Below are 19384 nucleotides of genomic sequence, written 5' to 3' on the forward strand. Positions count from 1 at the left end.
ACGCCTCGCGGCCGGGCCGGACGGCCGCCCCGGCATGGCCCCCGACACGGGCATCGAGCCGCCCGTGCTCAGCCTGCGCGGCATCCGCAAGTCCTTCGGCGACGTCGAGGTGCTGCGCGGCATCGACCTGGATGTGCGCCGGCACGAGGTCGTTGCACTGATCGGCTCCAGCGGCTCCGGCAAGTCCACGCTGCTGCGCACGGCGAACCTGCTGGAGACGATCGACGACGGGCAGGTGTTCCTCTCCGGCACGGATGTCAGCGACCCACGCGTCAAGCTCGACGCGGTGCGCGCCCGCATCGGCGTCGTGTTCCAGCACTACAACCTGTTCCCGCACCTCAGCGTGCTCGGCAACGTGACGCTCGCCGGCCGCACGGTGCACCGGCGCGGCAAGGCGGCGGCCGAGAGGCAGGCGCTGGAGCTGCTCGACCAGGTCGGCCTGGCCGACAAGGCGCGCGAGTTTCCCGACCGGCTCTCCGGCGGGCAGCAGCAGCGCGTCGCCATCGTGCGCGCCATCGCCACCGATCCCGAGCTCTTGTTGCTCGACGAGATCACCAGCGCGCTGGACCCCGAACTCGTCGGCGAGGTGCTCGAGCTGGTGCGCACGCTCGCCCAGGGCGGCTCCACCATCCTGATGGCGACGCACGAGATGGCCTTCGCCCGCGACGTTGCCCACCGCGTCGTGTTCCTGGACGGCGGGCTGATCGTGGAGCAGGGCACGCCGGAGCGGCTGCTCAACCACCCGGAGCAGGAGCGCACCCGCAAGTTCCTCACCCGCTTCAGCGGCACCGGCCTCACGCCGCCCGCCTAGTCCCCCGTTGACTCGCGGGCGCGTGCCAGCGAAACCAGCGGGTCGACGCGCCCCGGCTACTTGCCGGTGAGCAGCGCCGCGATCGTCGCCGGCACGGCCTCGGCCACGTCGAGCGCGGTGATCGGCCCGCCCTGCGAGGCACGGCGCGCGGCGAGCGCGTGCAGAAGCGCGGCCGTCGCCGCGATCGGCGCGACCGCGCCAGGGTCCTGCGCGATGGTGCGGTGCCGCGTGGCCAGCAGCGCGCCCAGGATGCCGCCGAGCACGTCGCCGGTTCCGGCCGTGGCCAGCCAGCTCGGCGCCCCGGACACAGTGAAGCGCGCCCCGTCCGGGTGGGCGATGTAAGTCACCGCGCCCTTCAGCAACACGGTTGCGCCCAGCTGCTGCGCGGCCCGGCCGGCCCAGAGCGCCGGCTGAGCGGCGATCTGGTCGACGTGGGGCGGGCCGCCGTGGTCGGGACTGACCTTCACCGCGCCATGGCCGGCCCGGCGGGCGGTCTCCATCAGCAGCGTGGCCAGCTCACGGTAGTGCGGGGTGAGCACGACCGCGCCGCGGGCCTCGTGCACGAGGTCGAGCGCGCCGGCATCCAACACCGTCGGCACGCCCTCGGCCATCGCCTGGTCGAGCTCGCCGCCGAGGATCAGCGTGCGCCGGGCGGTCGTCATGCCCGAGCCGATCAGCCAGGCCTGCACGCGCCCGCCGACGCCGACGATCTCCGGCCGCCGCGCCATCACCAGCTGGCGCACGGCGCTCGGGCCGGTGTAGCGCACCATTCCGATGCCCGCCCGCATGGCCGCCTCGACGCCGAGCACGGCCGCACCCGGGTAGTCGTGCGAGCCGGTGATCACGCCGAGCACGCCGCGCGAGTACTTGTCATCGCCGTCGCGCGGCACCGCCAGCCATTCCCTGGCCCGTCTCTCGTCCCATTCCAGCCACTCCGCCGCGGTGTTCATATCTGAACGCTAGCTCCTCTGCGCGATGGCGATGATGTTTCCCTCGCTGTCGATGAACCAGGCGGTGTGCTCGCCGCCCAACTCGGCGACGCCGTTCTCGGTCTTCAGGCCGGGCATGTCGTACTCCTCGAACGCGACGCCCCGGCCGCGCATGTCGGCCATGGTGGCGGCGAGGTCACCGGTCTCCAGCGTCAGCGCGGTGTTCTTCGCCGTCCCGGCGAAGCTCGTCTGGTAGAGCATGAACATGCTGCCGCCGACCGAGTACAGCGAGCCGCCCTCGTCGTCCATGTCCTCCTCGGGCTCGAGGCCGAGCATGTCCTTGTAGTAGGTGCGGGCGCGAGCGAGGTCGCTCGCAGGAAGCACGCCAATGGAACGCTTGAAATCCATCATCAGGATTCCTCTTTTCTCCCCCGCCGTGAGCCTACGCCGCCGTGCCGGGGCACGGAATGGCGCGCACAGAAGCGGATCGACCACACCGTTTCCGGCCCCGGTGCGCGCCAGAGGTGCCGCTCCGCTTACGCCCGCCGGGTGGCGTCCTGCACCTCGCCGACGAGCTCCTCGATGATGTCCTCGAGGAACAAGACGCCAGTCGCCTGCCCCTCCGCGTCGAAGGCCCGCGCGAGGTGGGCCCCGGTGCGGCGCATCGAGGTCAGCGCGTCCTCGAGGTCGGTTCCCTCGAACACGGATGCCAGCTGCCTGATGCGCTTGGCCGGCACCGGCTCGTCCCAGGCCGGCGTCGTGGCGTCCGGCACCAGGTCCAGGTCGATGACGTCCTTGAGGTGCAGGTAGCCGCTCGGCTCGCCCTGCTCGTCGAGCATGACGTAGCGCGAGAACCCGTGCCGGGCGACGGCCCGCTCGAGGTCGGTCGGGGTGGCGTTGAACGGCAGGCTCACGAGCGAGGCCATGGGCACGGCGACGTCGCGCACCTTCTTGGTGGTGAACTCGAACGCCGCGGTCAGCGCGCCGGTGCTGTCGCGCAGCACGCCCTCCCGAGTGGACTGGTTGACGATTGTCGCCACCTCGTCGAGAGTGAACGCGCTCGTCGTCTCGCTCTTCGGCTCGACGCCGAACAGGCGCAGCACGCCGTTCGCCGTCGCGTTCAGGGCGACGATGACGGGCTTGAACACCCGCGCGACCAGCACCAGCGGCGGGGCCAGGATCAGCACCGCCCGGTCAGGGATGGAGAAGGAGAGGTTCTTCGGCACCATCTCGCCGAAGACGACGTGCAGGTAGGAGACCAGCAGGAGGGTGATCGCGAAGGCGACACCGCCGATCAGGGCCTCCGACCAGCCGGTCAGCGCCAGCGGGATCTCGAGCAGGTGGTGGATCGCCGGCTCGGAGACGTTGAGGATCAGCAGCGAGCACACGGTGATGCCCAGCTGGCTGGTCGCCAGCATGAGGGTGGCGTGTTCCATCGCCCAGAGCGCGGTCTTCGCGCTGGACTTGCCCGCCTCGGCGAGCGGCTCGATCTGCGAGCGGCGCGCGGAGATCACCGCGAACTCGGCGGCCACGAAGAAGGCGTTGCCGAGCAGCAACACGACCAGCCATGCCAGTCCGGCCCAGTCGTTCATCGGCTTCCCTCCGCACGGGCGGATGCCGGGGCATCCGTGCCGCCTGTGTCATCCGGCTGCGTCTCATCGGTGTCGGGCGTGAACCGGATCCGGTCGATCCGGCGCCCGTCGAGGCGTTCGACGCGCAGCTCGCCACCCTCGATGGCGACGGTGTCGCCGACGACGGGGAGGCGGCCGAGCTCGCTCATCACGAAGCCGGCGACGGTCTCGAACGGGCCCTCCTCCGGCACCTTGATGCCGGTGCGCTCCAGCAGCTCGTCCGGCCTCAGCATTCCGGGGAAGGTGAGGGAGTCGGCCTGGCGCACGATCCCGGCCCTGGCGCGGTCGTGCTCGTCGGCGACCTCGCCGACCAGCTCCTCGACCAGGTCCTCGAGCGTCGCAACGCCGGCTGTTCCGCCGTACTCGTCGACGACGACCGCCATCTGGAACCCGCGCCCGCGCAGCTCGCCCAGCAGGGTGTCGAGCTTCATGGTCTCCGGCACGCGCAGGGCGTCCGACTGCAGGGCAGAAACCGGCACGTCGGCGCGCTTGGCGCGCGGCACGGCGAGCGCCTGCTTGATGTGCACGACGCCGACGACGTCGTCCATGCTCTCGTCGATGACGGGGAAGCGCGAGTACCCGGTCTGCGCGGTGAGCTCGATCACGCTCTGCGCGGAGTCGGTGCGCGAGATGCTCGCGATGCGCGGGCGCGGGGTCATCACATCGGATGCCGTGTGCTCGGAGAAGCGCAGGGTGCGGTTCAGCAGCGTGGCCGTGTCGGCCTCGAGCATGCCCGCGCTGGCGGAGCGGCGCACGAGCGAGGAGAGCTCCTCTGCGGTGCGGGCACCGCTCAGCTCCTCCTTGGGCTCGATGCCGAAGGAGCGCAGGATTCCGTTGGCGCTGCCGTTCAGCAGGGTGATCGCCGGCTTGAACACCGCGGTGAACACGGTCTGGAACGGGATCACGAAGCGGGCTGTCGCCACCGGCAGGGCCAGGGCGAAGTTCTTCGGCACCAGCTCGCCGATGATCATCGACAGCAGCGTCGCGGTGACGATGGCGATGGTGACGGCGAGCGCCGGGACGACCGCCTCCGGCACGCCCCAGTCGGTGAGGGGGCCGCTGATCAGGCTGGAGATGGCCGGTTCCATCGTGTATCCGGTGAGCAGCGTCGTCAGCGTGATGCCGAGCTGCGCGCTCGAGAGGTGTGTCGAGGTGATCTTCAGCGCGGCAATGGTCATGCCGAGCTTGGTCTCACCCCTGTCGCGTCGGGCTTCGAGCTCCGCGCGATCGAGGTTCACCAGCGCGAACTCGCTGGCGACGAAGAGGCCCGTTCCCACGGTGAGGATGAGTCCGAGTCCAAGCAAGATCCACTCAGACACGCTGTTCACCCCCGTAGGTCACGGGCATGGGTTTATGGGCGGGCGAGTTTGCAGGGGGAGGGTCGTCCATCGTGTAGCCAGTATAAGTGACTCGCGCTACCAACTCACTGGGAGCGCCTTGCCCTCCTCGTAGCCGGCCGCGGACTGGATGCCGACCCTGGCGCGCTGCTGGAACTCGGCGATGTCCGTGGCCCCCGCGTAGGTGAAGGAGCTGCGCACCCCGGAGGTGATCATGTCGAGCAGGTCCTCGACGGAGGGGCGGAGCGGGTCCAGGTAGATCTTCGAGGAGGAGATCCCCTCGGCGAAGAGCATCTTGCGGGCCAGCTCGTAGGCGTCGAGCCGCTCGAAGCGCTCCTGGACGGCCTTGGTGGAGGCCATCCCCCAGCTCTCCTTGTACAGCCGGCCCGCGGCATCCGTCGCCAGCTGGCCCGGCGCCTCGATCGTGCCGGCGAACCAGGACCCGATCATGACGGATGCCGCGCCGGCCGCGAGGGTCAGGGCGACGTCGCGCGGGTAGCGCACCCCGCCGTCCGCCCAGACGTGCGCGCCCTGCGCGCCGGCCGCCTCCGCGGTCTCCAGCACGGCGGAGAACTGCGGCCGCCCGACGGCGGTCATCATGCGGGTCGTGCACATCGCGCCGGGGCCGACGCCGACCTTGATGATGCTCGCGCCCGCCGAGACGAGGTCGCCGACGGCGTCCGCGGTGACGACGTTGCCGGCCACCAGCGGGATGCCGAGGCCGAGGCTGCTGACGGCGGCGAGGGCGCGCAGCATGGCCTCCTGGTGCCCGTGCGCCGTGTCGAGCACGAGCACGTCGACGCCGGCCGCGGCCAGCGCCTGCGCCTTGGCTGCGACGTCGCCGTTCACGCCGATGGCCGCGGCGACGACGAGCCGCCCGTCCGCGTCGACCGCGGGCTGGTAGAGGGTGGAGCGCAGCGCGCTGGTACGGCTGAGCGTGCCGACCACGGCGCCGTGGTGCATGACGGGGGCGAAATCGAGCTCGGCGGCGGTCATCACGTCGAAGGCGCGCCGGGCCGTGTCGACGTCGTCGGCGTCCAGCGCGGTGAGCTCGCCGTGCAGCAGGTCGCCGAGCCGGGCGTCCGGCGGGGCGGTCGCCAGCCGGGCCGCCTGGATGCAGCCGCGGTAGGCGCCGCCCTCCTCGTGCAGCACGATGCCGTGCCCGGCGACGGCCGGCACCTGCGCCAGCGCGTCGGCGACGGTGGCGTCCGGCGAGAAGGAGAAGGGGGTGTCGAAGCGCACCGACTGCGACTTCACCCAGCGGATGGATGCATCCAGCTGCTGCAGGGGCGTGTCCTGCGGCAGCACGCCGAGGCCGCCGCGACGCGCCAGCGATGCGGCCAGCCGCGGCCCGGTCACCGAGTTCATGTTCGAGGCGACGATCGGGATGGTGGCGCCGGTGCCGTCGTTCGGCGCGAGGGAGACGTCGAGGCGGCTGCCGATGGCGGAGCGACTGGGCACCAGGAACACATCGGAGTAGGTGAGATCGTGGCTCGGCGTTGTGCTGTAGAACTCCATGTGGCCCACGCTAGCCCCGAACCGGGCCGACGCGCGAGGCGCACAGACAACGACGGCCGGAAAAGGGGATTAGGCTTGGAAGCCGCGGCATGTGCTCACGCGAGCCCATCCGCATCCCTGTTCCAAATCAACGAAGAGAGTGGGCGATCGGCTGTGTCGAGCCAGTTGACCGGGTCGGGTTCCGACGAAACAACGTCGGAAGAATTTGGAGCCAATGAATGGCTCGTCGACGAAATGTACGAGAGATTCCTCGTTGACAAGAATTCTGTCGACCAGTCGTGGTGGCCGATTCTGCAGAATTACACCCCGAGCAGCCCGGATGCCGAAGCGGCCCAGGGCGCGGTCACGCACCCGATCACCGCGCCGATCCCCGTGATCGGCACCCAGCCTGCGGCCAAGACCACCTCGGTCGCGCCCAAGCCGGAGCCGGTTCCCGCGGACGCGCCGGTCACCAACTCGCAGCCGGTGATCCCCGCCGAGCAGGTGGAGACCGCGCCGGACGAGGTCACCCCGCTGCGCGGCATGGCCAAGACGCTCGCCGTCAACATGGACGCCAGCCTGAGCATGCCCACCGCCACCAGCGTGCGCACCATCCCGGCGAAGCTGATGATCGACAACCGCATCGTCATCAACAACCACCTCAAGCGCGCCCGCGGCGGCAAGATCTCCTTCACCCACATGATCGGCTGGGCTCTGATCCAGGCGCTCAAGGTGTTCCCCAGCCAGAACGTCTACTACACCGAGGTCGACGGCAAGCCCTCCGTCGTCAAGCCCGCCCACGTGGGCCTCGGCATCGCCATCGACATCCCCAAGCCCGACGGATCGCGCGCCCTGCTGGTGCCCGCCATCAAGCGCGCAGACACGATGACCTTCAGCGAGTACCTCGCGGCCTACGAGGACCTGGTCCGTCGCGCCCGCGGCAACAAGCTGACCGCCGACGACTTCAGCGGCGCCTCCATCTCGCTCACCAACCCGGGCGGCATCGGCACCGTGCACTCCGTGCCCCGCCTGATGAAGGGTGCCGGCTGCATCATCGGCGCCGGCGCGCTCGAGTACCCGGCCGAGTTCCAGGGCTCCAGCGAGAAGACGCTGGCCGGTCTGGCCATCGGCAAGACCATCACGCTCACCAGCACCTACGACCACCGCGTCATCCAGGGTGCCGGCTCCGGCGAGTTCCTGAAGATCGTGCACGAGCTGCTCACCGGCCAGCGCACCTTCTACTCCGACATCTTCTCGGCGCTGCGCATCCCGTACGCCCCGATCGAGTGGGCGCCCGACATCAGCGTCGACCTCGCCAGCGCCGTCGACAAGACGGCCCGCGTGCAGGAGCTCATCAACTCCTTCCGCGTGCGCGGCCACCTGATGGCCGACATCGACCCGCTCGAGTACGTGCAGCGCTCGCACCCCGACCTCGACATCGCCTCCCACGGCCTCACCTTCTGGGACCTGGACCGCGAGTTCGTCACCGGCGGCTTCGGCGAGCGGCGCTCCGCGCCGCTGCGCGACATCCTCGGCGTGCTGCGCGACTCCTACTGCCGCACCACCGGCATCGAGTACATGCACATCCAGGACCCGGTCCAGCGCCGCTGGGTGCAGTCCAAGGTGGAGCGCAAGTACGAGAAGCCCACCCACGACGAGCAGATGCGCATCCTCGGCAAGCTCAACGAGGCCGAGGCCTTCGAGACCTTCCTGCAGACCAAGTACGTCGGCCAGAAGCGCTTCAGCCTCGAGGGCGGCGAGTCCACCATCGCCCTGCTGGACGCCATCCTCGCCGGCGCGGCGGAGACCGGCCTCGACGAGGCCGCGATCGGCATGGCCCACCGCGGCCGCCTCAACGTGCTCACCAACATCGCCGGCAAGACCTACGGCCAGGTGTTCCAGGAGTTCGAGGGCACCGCGAACAACAAGAACGTGCAGGGCTCCGGCGACGTCAAGTACCACCTCGGCACCGAGGGCGTCTTCCGCAGCAGCACCGGCGCGCAGATCCCCGTCTACCTCGCCGCGAACCCCTCGCACCTCGAGGCCGTCGACGGCGTGCTCGAGGGCATCGTCCGCGCCAAGCAGGACCGCAAGCCGATCGGCACCTTCTCCACGCTGCCGATCCTGATCCACGGTGACGCGGCCATGGCCGGCCAGGGCGTCGTGCTCGAGACGCTGCAGATGTCGCAGCTGCGCGCCTACCGCACCGGCGGCACCATCCACGTCGTCGTGAACAACCAGGTCGGCTTCACCACTCCCCCCGGAGAGGCGCGCAGCTCGGTCTACTCGACGGATGTCGCCAAGACCATCCAGGCCCCGATCTTCCACGTGAACGGCGACGACCCAGAGGCCGTCGTCCGGGTGGCGGAGCTCGCCTTCGCCTACCGCCAGGAGTTCAAGCGCGACGTCGTCATCGACCTCATCTGCTACCGCCGCCGCGGGCACAACGAGGGCGACGACCCCTCGATGACCCAGCCGCTGATGTACAACCTGATCGAGGCCAAGCGCTCGGTGCGCAAGCTCTACACCGAGGCCCTCGTCGGCCGCGGCGACATCACCGAGGAGGAGTACGAGGCGTCGCACCGCGACTTCCAGGACCGCCTCGAGCGCGCCTTCATGGAGACGCACGCGGCGCAGACCGGCTCGATGACCGTCGTCAACCCGCTGGGCACCGGCGAGGCCGAGAGCGACGACGCGATCGGCGTACCGGAGACCACTGGCGTCAGCGAGGCCGTCGTGCAGCTGATCGGCGATGCATTCAACAACAAGCCGGCCGGCTTCACCGTGCACAACAAGCTGCAGCAGCTGCTGCAGAAGCGCCTCGACATGAGCCGCAACGGCAACATCGACTGGGCGTTCGGCGAGCTGCTCGCGCTCGGTTCGCTGCTGCTGGAGGGCACCCCGGTGCGCTTCGCCGGCCAGGATGCCCGCCGCGGCACCTTCGTGCAGCGCCACGCCGTGCTGCACGACCGCGTGAACGGCCAGGAATGGCTGCCACTGGCGAACCTGAGCGACAGCCAGGCCCGCTTCTGGATCTACGACACGCTGCTCAGCGAGTACGCCGCGATGGGCTTCGAGTACGGCTACTCGGTGGAGCGCGCGGACGCCCTCGTGCTCTGGGAGGCCCAGTTCGGCGACTTCGCCAACGGCGCCCAGACCATCATCGACGAGTTCATCGCCTCGGCCGAGCAGAAGTGGGGCCAGCGCTCGAGCGTCGTGCTGCTGCTGCCGCACGGCTATGAGGGTCAGGGCCCCGACCACTCCTCCGCCCGCATCGAGCGCTTCCTGCAGCTGTGCGCGGAGAACAACATGACGGTGGCCCGCCCGTCGACGCCCGCGTCGTACTTCCACCTGCTGCGCCGCCAGGCGTACCAGCGCCCGCGCCGCCCGCTCGTCGTCTTCACGCCGAAGGCGATGCTGCGCCTCCGCGGGGCGTCCAGCGATGTCGCCGACTTCACCAGCGGTGCGTTCGAGCCGGTGATCGACGATGTGCGGATCACCGACAAGGCCGCCGTCAAGCGCGTGCTGTTCATGGCCGGGAAGGTCTTCTACGACCTGCGCAGCGAGCTGGAGAAGAACCCGAACCCCGAGATCGCCCTGGTGCGCCTCGAGCAGTTCTACCCGCTGCCCGCCGTCGAGCTGAAGGCGGTCGTCGACCAGTACCCGAACGCCGAGCTGTACTGGGTGCAGGACGAGCCGGAGAATCAGGGCGCCTGGCCGTTCTTCTGCCTCGAGACGGCGAAGCTGGGCCACCGCCCGGTCGGCGTCGTGTCGCGCCCGGCATCCGCCTCGCCGGCCGCCGGATCGGCCAAGCGCCACGCCGCAGAGCAGTCCGAGCTGCTGCGCACCGCGCTGACGCTCGACTAACCGCGCACGCCGGAAGGCCCGCCCCGACCACCCGGTCGCGGCGGGCCTTCTGCGTTCCCGGTCGGCGAGCCTAGGCTGGGCGCATGAGCGAGCAGAGCAACGCGAGGCGGGCCGGCGCCGCCGTCGGGCGGGCGGCCAGCAGCGCCGCCCGCGGCACCCGTTCGGCGATCCGCAAGAACCCGACGGCCGACAAGGTGTACCGGACGGGCGTCGGCGTGGTGGGCGGCAGCACGCTCGCCCTCGGCGTCGTGCTGATGCCGCTGCCCGGCCCGGGCACCCTGATCGTGCTGGGCGGCCTCGGCATCCTCGCCACCGAGTTCGAGGGCGCGCGGAGGGTCAGCGGCAGGGCCAACGCGGCCGCGCAGAAGGTCGCACGGAAGGCCAGCGAGGCGGCGAGGGCAGCCAGGGCGCGTCGGGACGCGGCCCGGACGGCCGCGCCCACTCCTGCGCCCCCGGCCGCGCCCACGCCCCGGTAGCGGCCCACAGACAACGAGCGGGGGCTCCCGCACAGTGCGCGCGCTGCGCACTGTGCGGGAGCCCCCGCTCGACTCTGCCCTGCCTGCCGCTAGCGGGCGTCGACGGAGCGGGGCTCCTCCGGCATCCGGGACAGCTTCGACGGCCACCAGATGGCGCGGCCGATGTCGTAGCTGAGCGCCGGGATCAGCAGCGAGCGCACCAGGAAGGTGTCCAGCAGCACGCCGAAGGCGACGATGAACGCGAGCTGGGCCAGGAACAGGATGGGCAGCACACCGAGCGCGGCGAACGTGGCCGCCAGAACCAGACCGGCCGAGGTGATGACCCCGCCGGTCACGACGAGCCCGCGCAGCACGCCCTCCCGGCTGCCGTGCACCAGCGCCTCCTCGCGCACCCTCGTCATCAGGAAGATGTTGTAGTCCACGCCGAGCGCGACCAGGAACACGAAGCCGAACAACGGCACGACGGGGTCGGCTCCCGCGAAGTCGAACACGTTGTTGAAGACGACCGCCGAGACGCCGAGCGCGGAGGCGAACGACAGCACCACGCTGGCGATCAGCAGCAGCGGCGCGACGATCGCGCGCAGCAGCAGCATCAGGATCAGCATGATGACGATGAGCACGAGCGGGATGATCAGGTTGCGGTCGTGGATCGCGGCCGTGTTGGTGTCCAGCGCAACGGCGGTCGTGCCGCCGACCAGCACCGGGTCCTCCGCCGTTCCGACGCCGGCGAGCTCGGTGCGCAGCTCGGTGACGAGTGCCTCCGCCTCGAGCGAGTCGCCCGGGTAGTTGAGGGTGGCCTGCAGCAGCACCTGCCCGTCGATCACGGTGGGCGCCGTCGGGGCGGCTCCGGGGGCGCCGATGGCCTGGATGCCGTCGGAGGTCACCGGCAGGCTGCCGCTCGGCGAGTCGGCGGAGAGCACGGTGACGGAGGCCACCCCGTCGGTGGCCAAGGCCACGTCGGCGGCGTCCTGCAGCGCGCCCTCCGGCGCGACGATCACGGCCGGGGTCCCGGAACCGCCCGGGAAGTGCTCGCTGATCAGCGCCTGGCCGTCGCGGGACTGCGACTCCCCCAGCACGAACTCGCTGGAGGGCACCCCGTCGGCCTTGAGGCCGAGCATGCCGAGCGCCATCACGCCGAGGACCAGGGTGGAGGTGATCCAGATGGTGCGCGGGCGGCGGCGGATGAAGCGCGCCACTGCGGGCCATGCACCCTTCTCGGTGAGGCTCTTCTCGCTCGGGCCGACCTCGCCGAGCTTGGGCCGGCGCGGCCAGAAGGCGGTGCGCCCGGCCCAGAGCATCAGCGCCGGCAGCAGGGTCAGCGAGGCGAGGAGGGCGAAGACGATTCCGATCGCGGCGACCGGGCCGAGGATCTTGTTGGAGTTGAGGTCGCTGAACAAGAGCAGCAGCAGGGCGGCGATCACCGTTCCGCCGGCGGCCAGGATCGGCTCCCAGGAGCCGCGCAGCGCGGCCCAGGTGGCGGCCCATTTGCTCTCGTGCACGTGCAGCGCCTCGCGGTAGCGGGCGATGTAGAGCAGCGAGTAGTCGGTGGCGGCGCCGATCACGAGGATGAAGAGGATGCCCTGGGTCTGGCCGTTGATGAGCAGGATGTCGGCCGCGGCCAGCTGCACGACGACGAAGACGGCCGCGCAGAGCGCGGCCATGCTGGAGCCGAGCATGATCAGCGGCAGCAGCGGGGAGCGGTAGACGATGACGAGGATGAGGAAGACGGCCGAGAGGGCGACGGCCAGCAGCAGCCCGTCGATGCCGGCGAAGGCGCCGGAGAGGTCGGCGGTGAACCCGGCCGGGCCGGCGAGGATGCTGGTGAGGCCCGGGGTGTCGAGCTCGGCCAGTTCGGCGCGCAGCTCCACGACGGTGTCCTTGACCTCGCCGGTGGCGTCGATCTGCACGAACACCTCCGCGGCCTCGCCGTCCTCGGAGGGGATGGCCGGGGAGACGCCGTCGGCCAGCACGCCCGGTGTGCCCTGGAACGCGGTGGCCGCGTCCGCGATGACGGCGCGGTCGGCATCGGTCAGGCCGCCGTCGCGCTGGAAGATGACGATCGCGGGGATCGCGTCGGTTCCACGGAACTCGGACTGGATCTGCTGCACCTGGGTGGCCTCGGAGCTGGCCGGCAGGAACTGGACAGCGTCGTTGGTGGCGACGTCGCCGATCTTGCCGAAGGAGGCCCCGCCGATGCCGAACAGGGCGAACCAGACGAGGATCAGGACGGCGGGGATGGTGGCGCGCAGCCAGCGCGGAACGCGCGTCGACGGGCGGGGCGGCGCGGTGGCCGGATCGAGTGCAGTTTTGTTCACGCAACCAAGGCTATCGATTTACCTAGCCAGGCGAAACAATCAAAAGTTTGACGCTGCCGGGCGCGCCGTCACTGCCGTCGCCGCTCAGGCGTGCTGCTGGGAGAGGCGCAGGCGCGAGAGCACCATGTCGCGCAGGTCTTCCGGCGCGGTCTCCTTGCAGGCGCGCTGGACCGTCTCGGTCAGCACGACGCCGATCAGGTGCTCCGTCGTGCACTCCGCGCAGTTCGCGAGGTGCTCGCGGATGTCCGCCGCGTCAGAGCTGCACAGTTCGTTGTGCAGATACTCCTCGAGTTCTGCCTTGGCTTTCTCACATCCGCAATCGCTCATTTTTTGCTCCTAGGTGCGCGCGCACCGGTGTCCGGGTTGAGGCCGATGCCCTGCTCTTGGGCATATCCGGCCAGCATTTCTCTCAGCATCCGGCGGCCGCGGTGCAGGCGGCTCATGACGGTGCCGATGGGGGTCTTCATCATGTCGGCGATCTCCTGGTAGGAGAAGCCCTCGACGTCGGCGAAGTAGACGGCCAGCCGGAAGTCCTCCGGCAGCGACTGCAGCGCGTCCTTGACGGTGCTGTCGGGCAGGTGGTCGATCGCCTCCGCCTCCGCCGAGCGGGTCGAGCTGGCGGTGCGCGACTCCGCGCCGCCGAGCTGCCAGTCCTCGAGCTCGTCGATGGTGCCCTGATACGGCTCGCGCTGCTTCTTGCGGTACGTGTTGATGAACGTGTTGGTGAGGATCCGGTAGAGCCACGCCTTGAGGTTCGTGCCCTGCTCAAACTGCTTGAACGCGGCGAAGGCCTTGACGAAGGTCTCCTGCACGAGGTCTTGCGCATCGGAGGGGTTCTTCGTCATCCGCAACGCAGCGCCGTAGAGCTGGTCGATGAAGGGGAGCGCTTGCTCCTCGAACAGCGCACTCAAATCTGGCTGGTCTGCGTGAGGCGTTTCCGCTTCTGGTGATTCGTTGCTCATCACCGGCAAGCTTAGGGCGTCGGATGCCGTGAACGCCTGGGTCGGGCGTTCCAGTAGTGCGGCCTCTGGCATTGTTCTCCTCACGCTCCGGTGTCATCTTCGGGTGCCGCGCACCCGTACCGACTATCCTGATAACCAATGCTGATCTCGAGATATTCCAAGCCCGACTTCGACCCCTACGGCGAAAACAGCCCTGAGCCCGAAGAAACGCTGTGGCCGGCGCCAACCGCGACCGCACCGGTGAGCGCCGTTCTCTCACTTCCGGGGTCGAAATCGCTCACCAACCGGGAGCTCGTGCTCTCGGCCCTGGCCGACGGGCCGTCGCTGCTGCGCTCGCCGCTGCACTCCCGCGACAGCGCGCTGATGGTTGAGGCGCTCCGCGAGCTCGGCACCGTGATCGAGGCCGTCCCCGGCCACGGCGAGTACGGCGACGACCTGCTGATCACCCCGGCGGAGGAGCTCTCCGGCAGCACCACGATCGACTGCGGGCTGGCCGGCACCGTCATGCGCTTCCTGCCGCCGCTGGCGGGCCTCGCGCTCGGCCCCACCACCTTCGACGGCGATGAGGCCGCCCGCCGCCGCCCGATGGCCACCACGATCAGCTCGCTGCGCGCCCTCGGCGTCGACATCAACGACGACGGCCGCCCCGTGCTCCCGTTCACCGTGCACGGCACCGGCCACATCACGGGCGGCGAGGTCACCATCAACGCCTCCCTCTCCAGCCAGTTCGTCTCCGGCCTGCTGCTGGCCGCCTCCCGCTTCGACGAGGGCCTCTCCCTCACGCACGACGGCGAGCGCCTGCCGAGCCTGCCCCACATCGAGATGACGATCGCGACCCTCGCCGCCCGCGGCGTCACCGTCGAGAACCCCGCCACCGGCCAGTGGGTCGTCGCGCCCGGGCCGATCGCCGCCGCGGAGGTCGACATCGAGCCCGACCTCTCCAACGCCGCCCCCTTCCTGGCCGCCGCGCTCGTCACCGGCGGCACGGTCACCATCACCGGCTGGCCGAGCGAGACCACCCAGATCGGCGCCAGGCTGGCCGACCTCCTGCCCCTGTTCGGCGCGACGGTCAGCCGCGACGGCGACCGCCTCACCGTGACCGGCGGCGAGAGCATCCGCGGCGTCACCCTCGACCTGCCGGAGGGCGGCGAGCTCGTGCCCAACCTGGTCGCGCTGGCCGCGCTCGCCTCCGAGCCGAGCACGATCACCGGCATCGGCCACATCCGCCACCACGAGACCGACCGGCTGGCCGCGCTCGTCACCGAGATCAACAAGCTCGGCGGCCGGGTCACCGAGCTGGAAGACGGCCTGCACATCGAGCCGGCCGAGCTGCACGGCGGCACCTGGCTGAGCTACGAGGACCACCGCATGGCCACGACGGGCGCCATCATCGGACTCGCCGTTCCCGGCGTCGCCATCGAGGATGTCGGCACCACGGCCAAGACGCTGCCGCAGTTCACGGCGCTCTGGCACGGCATGCTGGGCGGCCACGGCGCATGAGCTGGTGGGCGGGAGCCGACGATGACGACGATGAGCAGGAGCTCGACGAAACGGCCGTGCGGGTGCGGCCGAACCGCAAGGGCAACCGGCCGCGCACCAAGACCAGGCCGGAGCACAGCGACGCGCTGACCGGCCGGGTGCTCGGCGTCGACCGCGGCCGCTACACGGTGCTGCTCGACGAGAACACTCCAGAGGAGCGCCAGGTCACCTCCGCGCGCGCCAGCGAGCTGCGCAAGAAGGCCGTCGTCACCGGCGACCGGGTCGACATCGTCGGCGACACCTCCGGCGCTGAGGGCAGCCTGAGCCGGATCGTGCGGATCCAGCCGCGCGTCACCCTGCTCCGCCGCAGCGCCGACGACACCGACGCCGTCGAGCGCGTCATCGTCGCCAACGCCGACCAGATGCTGATCGTGGTCGCCGCCGCGAACCCGGAGCCGCGCATCCGCCTGGTCGACCGCTACCTGGTCGCCGCCTACGACGCGGGCATCACGCCGATCCTCTGCGTCACCAAGACCGACCTCGCCGACCCGTCCGAGTTCCTCGCCAACTTCGCCGGCCTCGACTTCCAGGTGTTCACCAGCCGCACCGACGAGATGCCGCTGGAATCCATCTCTGCCTCCCTCGTCGGCCACGACACCGTCTTCGTCGGGCACTCCGGCGTGGGCAAGTCGACCCTCGTCAACGCCCTCGTGCCGGACGCGCAGCGCGCCGTCGGCGTGGTCAACACCGTCACCGGCCGCGGCCGGCACACCTCCTCCTCGACGGTGTCCCTGCGCCTGCAGACGGATGCCGGCCGCGGCTGGGTGATCGACACGCCGGGCGTGCGCTCCTTCGGCCTCGGCCACATCAACACCGAGAACATCCTCAAGGCCTTCACCGACCTGGCCACGATTGCCGAGGAGTGCCCGCGCGGCTGCACCCACCTGCCGGACGCGCCGGACTGCGCCATCATCGAGGCCGTCGAGGCGGGCAGGCTCGGCGACACCGGGGCGGCCCGGCTGGACTCGCTGCAACGCCTGCTCGGCACCTTCGCGCCCTCCAACCGCGCGGTCAGCACCGAGCGCTAGCCGCCGGCGTGCCCCGGCCAGGGGCGCGGGCACGCACGAGGCGCGCAGCCACAGCGGCTACGGTGGAAGCATGACCGAATCTGTGCGTCTCGAGCCCGGCCAGACCGCCCCCGACTTCACCCTGCAGGACCAGAGCGGCACCGCCGTCTCGCTCTCCTCCTACCGCGGCCAGAAGGTCGTGCTCTACTTCTACCCGGCGGCGATGACACCGGGGTGCACCACCCAGAGCTGCGACTTCCGCGACAACCTCGGCACGCTGGCATCCGCAGGCTATGCGGTGCTCGGCGTCTCCAAGGACGACGTCGCCAAGCTCGCCGCCTTCGCCGAGCGGGACGCGCTGACCTTCCCGCTGCTCAGCGACGCGGACCTGGCCGTGCACAAGGCCTACGGTGCCTGGGGCGAGAAGAACAGCTACGGCCGCATCATCACGGGCACGCTGCGCTCCACCTTCGTCATCGACGAGGAGGGCCGCATCACGCACACCTTCTACAACACCAAGGCCACCGGCCACGTGGCGATGCTACGCAAGCGCCTCGGCATCGCCGCCTGAGGCGCCCAGCTGGTTCCGGATGCCGGGAGCCAGCAGCAGCACGATCACCACGAGGGAGGGCGCCAGCAGCGCCCACCCGGCGGCGGGGTTCGCGTAGGTGCCCTGGAAGCAGCCGGCGGCGACGGCGATCTGCATGAGCTGCCAGCCGATGCCCGCGCCGCGGATCCAGGACTGACGACGCAGCGCACCGACCGCGATGGCGACCACGAAGGCGAATGCGACGACCGTGAGCGCCAGGATGACGAGCGCGCTGACCAGCGACGCCGGCTGCTCTGTGAGCAGTTCGAAGACCAGCCAGAGCACGGCGGCGGCGAGGAGTGCTGCCTCGGCGAACAGCAGGGTGCGCAGTAGCACCATTCCGCGGGAGGGGCGACGCCGGAACGGGGGGTATTCGCCCCCACCATCGGGGGTATACAGCTCGTTACTCACAGAGGAATCCCATACAAAACTATTGATTTGACCCGCTCACTATGGGAGCATATTTGAGGTCAAGTTGACGCTCACAGGGACGTGAGCTGATCATTTCAGATTCTACTTCCTGCAACCTGACTGTTACTCGCACGTGAGCCGGATGGCTCCGCAGAACATCCCCCGCAATAAAGGAGCACCCCCATGGATTGGCGCGATAAAGCTGCCTGCCTGACCGCCGACCCCGAGCTCTTCTTCCCCGTCGGGAACACGGGACCGGCCGTCGACCAGATCGAGAAGGCGAAGGCCGTCTGCGGTCGCTGCAACGTCACCGAGATCTGCCTGCAGTACGCACTGGAGACCGGGCAGGACTCCGGCGTCTGGGGTGGCCTCAGCGAAGACGAGCGCCGCGCGCTCAAGCGCCGCGCCGCCCGCGCGCGCCGCGCCTCCTAGCCCGAGACACTGAACCAGCAGAAGCGCCGCACGGATCCCGTGCGGCGCTTCTCTGTGTGTGTGTCCAGGCTGTGTGCCCGCGCTACTGGCGCTTGTCCAGCCAGCGCAGCGGGATCTCGATCGTCACCTCGGTGCCGCTGCCGAGCACGGTGTGCCAGTCGATTGTGCCGCCGAGCTCGCCCTGGATCAGGGTGCGCACGATCTGGGTGCCGAGGCCCGAGCCGACCTTGCCCTCCGGCAGGCCGGAGCCGGTGTCGCGCACGCGCACGGTGAGCGTCTCGTCATCCCGTTCGGCGATGATCTCCACCTCGCCCTCGCGGCCGGCCAGGCCGTGCTCGACCGCGTTGGTGACGAGCTCGGTCAGCGCCAGCGCCAGCGGGGTGGCGTACTCGCTCGGCAGCACGCCGAAGGTGCCGCTGGACTTGGGGTGCACGGTCGTGTTGTGCGCGGAGGCCACCTCGGCCACGAGCAGCAGCACCCGGTCGAACACGGCGTCGAAGTCGACGTTCTGGCTGAGTCCCTCTGACAGGGTGTCGTGCACGACGGCGATGGCCGCGACGCGGCGCATGGCCTGCGTCAGCGCCTCCCTGGCCTCCTCCGAGCGGCCGCGGCGGGCCTGGATGCGCAGCAGCGAGGCCACGGTCTGCAGGTTGTTCTTCACCCGGTGGTGGATCTCGCGGATCGTCGCGTCCTTCGTGATCAGCTCGCGCTCCTGGTGGCGCAGCTCAGTCACGTCGCGGCAGAGCACGATGGCCCCGACCCGCTCGCCGCGGTTGCGGATGGGGATCGCCCGGAGGCCGACCGTGACGCCGCGCGCCTCGATGTCGGTGCGCCACGGCGCCCGCCCGGTGACGACGAGCGGCAACGACTCGTCCACGACGAGCTTGCCCGGCAGCAGCTTGGTGGTGACCTCGGCCAGCGACTCCCCCTCGAGCTCGTCGGCGAAGCCCATCCGGTTGAACGCGGAGAGCGCGTTCGGGCTGGCGAAGGTGGTCACACCGTCCACGTCGAGGCGGATCAGGCCGTCGGAGGCGCGCGGGGCGCCGCGGCGCGGCCCGGTCGGGGCGCCGAGGTCGGGGAAGTCGCCGGAGGCGATCATCGCGAACAGCTCGCTGGCGCAGTCGTTGAAGGTGAGCTCCTGGCGGCCCGGCGTGCGCGCCTCGCTCAGGTTGGTGTGCCGGGTCAGCACGGCGACGGGCGCCTCTGCGACGGCCGAGCCGGATGCCGAGAGTCGGCGCATCACGGGGACGGCCTTGACGCGGGTGGGCGTCTCCTCGTACCAGTCCGGCGCGGTGTTGTCGACGATCCGGGCGGTCTCGAAGGCCTCCGTCACCTGTTTGCGCCACTCGGCCTTGATCTCCTGGCCGACGAAGTCGCGGTAGAACAGCGTCGCGGCGCTCGAGGGCCGGGCGTGCGCGACGGCGACGAAGCTGCCCGCCTCCGTTGGCACCCAGAGGACGATGTCGGCGAAGGCGAGGTCGGCGATGAGCTGACCGTCGGCGACGAGCATGTGCAGCCAGTCAACATCCAGCTGACTGCTGCGGCCCTGGGCAAGTACGAGATCACTAAGCGTCGACACGG

At 70.3% G+C, this 19384-nt stretch carries 17 protein-coding genes; 7 read left to right on the forward strand and 10 right to left on the reverse strand.

Annotation, left to right across the window (positions count from 1 at the left end; genetic code table 11):
• The first annotated feature begins 34 nt into the window (after window positions 1–34).
• Window positions 35–811, forward strand: coding sequence for an amino acid ABC transporter ATP-binding protein (locus GY24_RS02185; protein WP_104474229.1), 777 nt, complete (start codon window positions 35–37; stop codon window positions 809–811).
• A gap of 56 nt (window positions 812–867) precedes the next feature.
• Here GY24_RS02185 and GY24_RS02190 read toward each other — a convergent pair whose 3' ends face one another.
• The 5 genes from GY24_RS02190 to guaB1 all read right to left on the reverse strand — a co-directional run bounded on the left by GY24_RS02190 (window position 868) and on the right by guaB1 (window position 6226).
• Window positions 868–1761 (reverse strand): ADP-dependent NAD(P)H-hydrate dehydratase, encoded by an 894-nt coding sequence (locus GY24_RS02190; RefSeq protein WP_104474170.1) that lies wholly within the window; start codon window positions 1759–1761, stop codon window positions 868–870.
• Window positions 1762–1770: 9 nt separating this feature from the next.
• Window positions 1771–2151 carry a VOC family protein gene (locus GY24_RS02195; RefSeq protein WP_104474171.1) on the reverse strand — a complete coding sequence of 127 codons (381 nt, stop codon included), beginning with the start codon at window positions 2149–2151 and terminating at the stop codon, window positions 1771–1773.
• A 125-nt stretch (window positions 2152–2276) separates the two neighbouring features.
• Window positions 2277–3332 (reverse strand): hemolysin family protein, encoded by a 1056-nt coding sequence (locus tag GY24_RS02200; RefSeq protein ID WP_104474172.1) that lies wholly within the window; start codon window positions 3330–3332, stop codon window positions 2277–2279.
• A complete protein-coding gene (locus GY24_RS02205; RefSeq protein ID WP_193953485.1) occupies window positions 3329–4690 on the reverse strand; it encodes a hemolysin family protein in 1362 nt (453 codons plus the stop codon). The genes GY24_RS02200 and GY24_RS02205 overlap by 4 nt, the downstream gene beginning before the upstream one ends.
• Window positions 4691–4786: 96 nt before the next feature.
• Window positions 4787–6226, reverse strand: coding sequence for a GMP reductase (gene guaB1 / locus GY24_RS02210; protein WP_104474173.1), 1440 nt, complete (start codon window positions 6224–6226; stop codon window positions 4787–4789).
• Between the two features lie 153 nt (window positions 6227–6379).
• Here guaB1 and GY24_RS02215 point away from each other — a divergent pair, with 153 nt between their 5' ends.
• Window positions 6380–10072, forward strand: coding sequence for a multifunctional oxoglutarate decarboxylase/oxoglutarate dehydrogenase thiamine pyrophosphate-binding subunit/dihydrolipoyllysine-residue succinyltransferase subunit (locus tag GY24_RS02215; RefSeq protein ID WP_104474174.1), 3693 nt, complete (start codon window positions 6380–6382; stop codon window positions 10070–10072).
• Between the two features lie 83 nt (window positions 10073–10155).
• A complete protein-coding gene (locus tag GY24_RS02220) occupies window positions 10156–10548 on the forward strand; it encodes a PGPGW domain-containing protein (RefSeq protein WP_104474175.1) in 393 nt (130 codons plus the stop codon).
• Between the two features lie 89 nt (window positions 10549–10637).
• Here the strand turns inward: GY24_RS02220 and GY24_RS02225 are convergent, their stop codons facing one another.
• The 3 genes from GY24_RS02225 to GY24_RS02235 form a co-directional block, all read right to left on the reverse strand.
• Window positions 10638–12863, reverse strand: a complete 2226-nt coding sequence (locus tag GY24_RS02225) for an MMPL family transporter (protein WP_233279150.1) — start codon at window positions 12861–12863, stop codon at window positions 10638–10640.
• 84 nt (window positions 12864–12947) lie between these two features.
• On the reverse strand, window positions 12948–13190 hold the full coding sequence (locus GY24_RS02230) for a zf-HC2 domain-containing protein (RefSeq protein ID WP_083363269.1): 243 nt from the start codon (window positions 13188–13190) through the stop codon (window positions 12948–12950).
• Entirely contained in the window at window positions 13187–13825 is a 639-nt protein-coding gene (locus GY24_RS02235) for a sigma-70 family RNA polymerase sigma factor (protein WP_104474176.1), read from the reverse strand. Before GY24_RS02235 ends, GY24_RS02230 begins: the two co-directional genes overlap by 4 nt.
• A gap of 138 nt (window positions 13826–13963) precedes the next feature.
• On the opposite strand from GY24_RS02235, the gene aroA reads away from it, so the two are divergent.
• The 3 genes from aroA to bcp all read left to right on the forward strand — a co-directional run bounded on the left by aroA (window position 13964) and on the right by bcp (window position 16942).
• The gene (aroA, locus tag GY24_RS02240; protein WP_104474177.1) at window positions 13964–15325 is read left to right on the forward strand and encodes a 3-phosphoshikimate 1-carboxyvinyltransferase; all 1362 of its coding nucleotides are present in this window, start codon (window positions 13964–13966) and stop codon (window positions 15323–15325) included.
• The gene (gene rsgA, locus GY24_RS02245; RefSeq protein WP_104474178.1) at window positions 15322–16392 is read left to right on the forward strand and encodes a ribosome small subunit-dependent GTPase A; all 1071 of its coding nucleotides are present in this window, start codon (window positions 15322–15324) and stop codon (window positions 16390–16392) included. The genes aroA and rsgA overlap by 4 nt, the downstream gene beginning before the upstream one ends.
• Window positions 16393–16462: 70 nt before the next feature.
• Complete coding sequence (gene bcp, locus GY24_RS02250) at window positions 16463–16942, forward strand: thioredoxin-dependent thiol peroxidase (protein ID WP_104474179.1); 480 nt, start codon at window positions 16463–16465, stop codon at window positions 16940–16942.
• On the opposite strand, the gene GY24_RS02255 is transcribed toward bcp, so the two are convergent.
• A complete protein-coding gene (locus GY24_RS02255) occupies window positions 16913–17371 on the reverse strand; it encodes a hypothetical protein (protein WP_145958839.1) in 459 nt (152 codons plus the stop codon). The two genes, bcp and GY24_RS02255, sit on opposite strands and share 30 nt — an antisense overlap.
• 183 nt (window positions 17372–17554) lie before the next feature.
• Between GY24_RS02255 and GY24_RS02260 the strand changes: the two genes are divergently transcribed.
• A complete protein-coding gene (locus GY24_RS02260) occupies window positions 17555–17803 on the forward strand; it encodes a WhiB family transcriptional regulator (RefSeq protein WP_067226211.1) in 249 nt (82 codons plus the stop codon).
• A gap of 82 nt (window positions 17804–17885) precedes the next feature.
• Here GY24_RS02260 and GY24_RS02265 read toward each other — a convergent pair whose 3' ends face one another.
• Complete coding sequence (locus GY24_RS02265; RefSeq protein ID WP_104474181.1) at window positions 17886–19382, reverse strand: sensor histidine kinase; 1497 nt, start codon at window positions 19380–19382, stop codon at window positions 17886–17888.
• Window positions 19383–19384: the final 2 nt, after the last annotated feature.

The organism is Microterricola pindariensis (assembly GCF_002936985.1).
In the GTDB taxonomy this organism is placed as follows: domain Bacteria; phylum Actinomycetota; class Actinomycetes; order Actinomycetales; family Microbacteriaceae; genus Microterricola; species Microterricola pindariensis.